Raw genomic sequence first — 5241 nt, forward strand, 5'->3', positions numbered from 1 at the left:
GAATTCGGTGATCTCGATGCGCTCTCGGGCGAGCGTGGCGCGCAGCCGGCCGTCGCGCAGGTCCAGGCCTTCGACCGGCGCGCGCAGCGCGAGCTTGTCGGCGCCCAGCGTGCCGTTCCAGCGCGGCGCCGCGCGGTTGCCCGAGAGCGCGGCATCGGCGTCCAGCGTGCCCGCCACGCGCCAGCCGGGCGGCGCGAGCATCGACCACACGCCAAGGTTCGGCAGCGTGGCCTTGATGCTGCCGGCCAACGGCGCATCGGGCGCCCACTGCCAGCCGCCTGCGCGCTGCTGCATGCGCGTGTTGAGCTCTGCACCGATCTTGCCCGCGCGTTCGCTGTCCCAGGCCAGCGTGGCGCGCACGGCCTCGCCCTGCGCGTCGAGCCGCAGTTCGGCCTGGCGCAGGCCGGCCGGCGTGCTGGGCGCGGTGCCCTGCGCGGTGGCGGAATTCATCGTGCGCTCGCTGGCCGTGCCGGTGCCGCGGCTCGTGATGCGCGTGACCAGCGCGGCCTCGCCCGCCTGCACGCGGATGTCGCCGCTCTGGCGTGCGATCCGCGCATGGGCGCGCAGGGTGTCGCCGGCGTCGATGTCCCAGTCGCCGTCGAACACGAGGTCGCCGCTCACGCCGAGCTCGTTGAAGGTGGCGCTGGCGCCGAAGGCCTCGGCCCAGGCCATCGGAAGGCCCTGCAGCTTGCCCTTGGACTGCAGGCGGAAGGCCTGGTCGGGCGCCGCGCCGCTTCGGGTGAAGCGCAGCGGCTGCCACTCGATGCGCACGGTGCCAGGTGCGGGGCCGCGCAAGGTGGCGGCGGCGGCTGAGGCTTCGAGATCGAGCCGGCTGTTGCTGCCGCTTCCGCTGGTCTTGAGGGTGGCGGTGAGCTCGCGGCCGAGCTCCAGCGTCCAGGGCGCGCTGGCGGTGGCAGGCTTCGCGCTGTCCTGGGCCTGCAGGCGCAGGCTGGCGAGCGCTGCGCGCCACTGGTTGGGCCCTGCAAGGCCGCCGCTCGCGCGCGCATCGAGCGTGAGCTTCTGCGTGCCGGTGCTGGCTTCGCCCTGCAGTGCCAGCGTGGCCTGCGCCAGGCTGCCGGCAAGGTCCGCGTGCAGATCCTTGAGTTCGACCGTGGTGGCCGCCGCATTGCCGTTGCCATCGGCCGCCGGCATGCGCAGCGTGAGGCGCGGCACGCCCAGCGTGGCCTTGAGGCTGGGCTCCGCAACGCCGCGCTGGGCCGGCGCATTGGGGTTCTCGAGCCGGCGCTGGATCGTCTGCCAGCCGCCCTGCCAGCTGGCGTCGAGCTGCGCGGAGCCCTTGGCGGACTTGCCCGCGAACAGCTTCGACATCTGGGGCAGGCCTTCGATCCAGCGCTGCACGGCTTCGGCGTCGTCGATGCGCGCCTTGATCTCGCCGGCCCCCTGCGCCGGCGCGATGCGGCCTTCGAGCTGCGCGCCACCGCCCGGCAGCGTGAGGTCGAGCTTGCCGCTCGCGGCCTGCTCGGCCACGCGCACCTGCAACCGGCCTCCGATGCTGGCGCGTTCGGCTTCGACGCGCAGCGTGCGCAGGTCCAGCACCTGGTTCTTCCACTGGCCCTGGGCGAGCACGCGGTCGAGGCCGAAGCCCGGCATGGCCGCGCTGCCGGCACCGCCCTGGGCCCGCAGCGCAAGGTCGAAGCCGATGGTGTCCTCGCGCTGCTGCGCCGTGGCCGTGCCGTTGATCGGCGCGCCGGACAGCTCGCTGTGCAGCAGGCTGGGCCGCACGCCGCGCACGGTGGCGCGCGCCTGCCACGGCGCGGGCGCGGGGCTCCAGCGGCCTTCGGCATCGATGCGGCCGCCGCCGGCGCGCAGCGTGGCTTCGGGAATCGTCCAGCTGGTGCCGTCGAAGCCCACGCGCGCCTCGACCTGTTCGAGCGGCAGCGCGCCCTTGTCCCAGGGCCCGGGCAGCGCGTTGCGGATGCTGGCCGAGGCCTGCCAGGCGGCGGGTCCGGTGGCCGCGTCGGGCTGCAGCGCCACCGTGCCGGTCAGGCGGGTGCGCGGTGCGCCGGGCCAGAGGCTGGCCGCATCGACGTTGCGCAGGTCGGCCTTGGCATCGATGACGGGCTGCGGCAGCCAGGGCGCGACGTTCGCCTGCAGCTTCGCTTCCATGGGGGCTTCGGCGTCGGGCTCGGCCGGCTTCAGTTCGGCGGCCACCTGCAGCCGCGCGCCGGTGCCGGCAAGCGTGCCCTTGATGGCGGCCTGGGCCAGCACCTCGATGCTGCGGCCTTCGGCCAGCGGTGCCTTCACGCGGCCGTCGAGCGTGGCGTCGAGCGCCATCGGCGCGGGCCCTTGCAGCTTGACGCGCGCGCTGTAGTGGCCGTCGGCAATGTCGACGCCCTTGACCTCCAGCCGATGCTCCGCGCCGGTGTAGCGGTAGCTGCCCGCGAGCTGGCTGGCCTGCAGCGCAGGCGGGCCGGTCCAGCGCAGTTCGTCGATGCGGAACGGCAACTCGACCTCGATCGGCAGCGCGAGCTGTTCGAGCGGCTCGGTGGGCGTGTCGCTCGGCGGGCCGCGGCGTTCGATGAGCAGGCGCGCCGCATGCACTTCGCCGAGCTGCAGCTTGCGCTGGAACAGCGGCGCAAGCTGCCAGCCGACGCTTGCCTCCTGCACCTCGACCGCCAGCTTGTCGCTTTGCCAGCGCAGCCAGCCGATGCGCCCGCCGGTGCGCAGCGAGCCCGTGACCTCGCGGCTTTCGAGCGTCTGGCCGGCGGGCAGATAGCGCGCGGCCTTGGCGAGCGCGAAGGCCAGCGACTGGTTGGAGCCGATCCACCACCACGCGGCCGCGCCGACCACGAGCACCAGCGCAAGCAGGCCCGCGAACATCCAGCCCAGCGCACGCAGCGCGCGCCGCGTGCGCGAGCGCCGTGCGCGTGGCGTGGACTGGGGTTCGGCGTCGGTCTGCATCGATGCGTGCGCGTTCAGAAAGTGAAGCCCAGGCGAAAGTGCAGGCGGAACTTGCGCGTGTCCACGCCATAGGCGAGGTCGGCCTGCACCGGCCCGACCGGGCTGCGCCAGCGAGCGCCCACGCCCACGCCGACCTTCGGCTTGAGCTCGCCGGGTTTGTCGGCCACGGCGCCGGCGTCGGCAAACACCACGCTCTCCCATTCGGTGAGCTTGTCCTTGTAGACGAAGGGCCGCTGCCATTCGACGCTCACCACGCCCAGGTAGCGGCCGGCCACGATCTGGCCGTCGCTGCGCACGGTGCCGATCTGGCGGTAGCTGTAGCCGCGCACTGTGGTGTCGCCGCCCGTGAGGAACATCAGCGTGGAGGGAATCTGCGCGCTGTCCTTGGCGGACACGGCACCGGCTTCGGCGCGCAGCTGCAGCCGGCTGCGGCGCGCCAGCGTGTCGGCGTCGCGGTCTTCGGCGAAGCCCAGCGGCAGCACGCCGAGCCAGCGCGCATAGGTGCGCGTGAAGGGCAGGCGCTCGCCGGTCAGCGTGTAGCCGGCGCCCAGTTCGAGCGCCAGGCCGAAGCCGCGCGTGGGCGCGGCGTTGTCGTCGAAATAGCGGCCGGTCCAGCCCCAGTTGGCGGTCACGGCGGAGGCCGAGGGCGGGGCGTTGATGCCGCGGTTCTGCGCATAGTCGTACTGCAGGAAGTAGCTGCGGTCGATGTGGCCGCTGGACTTGCTGCGCCCGCTGCGCAGCCGGCCGCTGTCGACCACGTAACTGCCCGAGGTTTCGCTCTTGAGCCCGGCGCCCGCGAACCAGCGCCATCCGCGGTCATCGGGAATGGCGTTCCACTCGGTGCCCAGCGACTTGATGTCGCGGTCCACCGACAGGCGCGACACGGCGCGCCAGCCGAGCAGCGGCAGCCGGTTGTGGATGTGGTCCACCGACAGCCGCGGGCCGTTGTCGGTGGTGAAGCCGGCGCCCAGCACCACCTTTTGCATCGGCGCTTCGCGCAGCTGCGCAATCACCGGGGCGGCCAGCGGCGTGCCGCTTTCGGTGTCGAGCGTGAGGAACACCGAGTCGTAGTAGCCGCTGCTGGCCAGGCGCTGCTGCGCGTCGAGCAGCTTCTGCTGGTCGTAGTCGGTACCGGTGGGAAGCTGCGCGATGCGGCGCGCGCCGTCGGCGTCGTAGCGCTCGGTGCCGCGCAGCACGAGCGGGCCGAAGCGGTAGGCCGGGCCCGACTGGTAGGTGACGCTGAGGCGGGCCTCGTGCCGGTCGGCATCGACCTCGGCGCGGCTCACTTCGACGCTGCCGGTGGGAAAGCGCCTGGCCGTGAGGCTGCGCAGGGCAATGGTCTTGGCGTTGTCCCAGCCCTGCTGCGTGAAGGGCTGGCCAGGGCGCAGCGTCCAGCCGGTGCGGATCGAATCGCGCTGGGCCTCGGCCGTGGGGTCGTTTGCAATGGCGCCGCCGTAGCTGATCTGCACGTTGCTCACGCGCGTGAGCTCGCCCGGCTCCACCGTGATGACGATCTCGCGCGGCGCCTTGTCGCTGGTCGGCGTCTCGTTGAGCTCCAGCGTCAGCGTGGGCGTGAAATAGCCGAGCGTGCCGAGCAGTTCGCGCGCATTGCCTTCGGCCGCCACCATGAGCCGCGAGATCTCGGTGGCGCCCAGGTCGTCGAGCGTGCGGTAGCGCTGGATGTCCAGGTGCAGCGTGAGGTACTCGCGCACCGTGTCGGGCCCGCGCACCTCGACGGTGAAGGCGTCGCGCCGCGGCCCGCTCCGCTCGCCGTCCTTGCGGTCCGCATCGGCGGCCGCGCCGTCGCTGCGCACCAGCGCGGGGGTGGCCGTGTCCTGCGCGCTGTCCTTCTTCGGCAGCAGGCTGCATCCCTGCAAGAGCAGGACGCCGCAAAAAAGCAAGGCCGGCAACCACGCCGGCGCAATGACTGGAACCACCCTGAGCATGGGCGGATTTTGACAGCAAGGCGGGCCGGTTCCGTAAGCATCCGGAAACAGTTCCGGGCTTCGCACCGGCCTTACTTAGAAAGCATTCGCATTGCTTCTTCGAGGCCGCGCAGCGTGAGCGGGTACATGCGGTTGGACATGAGCTGCTGCATCACCGCGATGCTCTGGCGGTACTGCCACACGCCCTGCGGCTCGGGGTTGATCCAGGCGAACTTGGGGAAGGTGTGCGTGAGGCGCTGGATCCATTCGGCGCCGGCTTCCTCGTTGTTGTATTCGACGCTGCCGCCGGGCTGCAGGATCTCGTAGGGGCTCATGGTCGCGTCGCCGACGAAGATGAGCTTGTAGTCCTTGTTGTACTTGCGCAGGATGTCCC

2 protein-coding genes and 1 pseudogene are annotated in these 5241 nt (G+C 72.1%); all 3 read right to left on the reverse strand.

The genetic code is table 11. The annotated features are described in order from the left end of the window. Positions 1–2922: translocation/assembly module TamB domain-containing protein (locus tag AC1DOC_RS18155; protein ID WP_478130206.1), on the reverse strand; the 2922-nt coding region annotated here is incomplete at its 3' end. 14 nt (positions 2923–2936) lie between these two features. Next, positions 2937–4868, reverse strand: coding sequence for an autotransporter assembly complex protein TamA (locus AC1DOC_RS18160; protein ID WP_436311628.1), 1932 nt, complete (start codon positions 4866–4868; stop codon positions 2937–2939). A 71-nt stretch (positions 4869–4939) separates the two neighbouring features. After that, positions 4940–5241 (reverse strand): annotated as a pseudogene (locus tag AC1DOC_RS18165) (hypothetical protein); the annotation flags it as partial.

The organism is Variovorax sp. 01T439_2, from assembly GCF_056398445.1.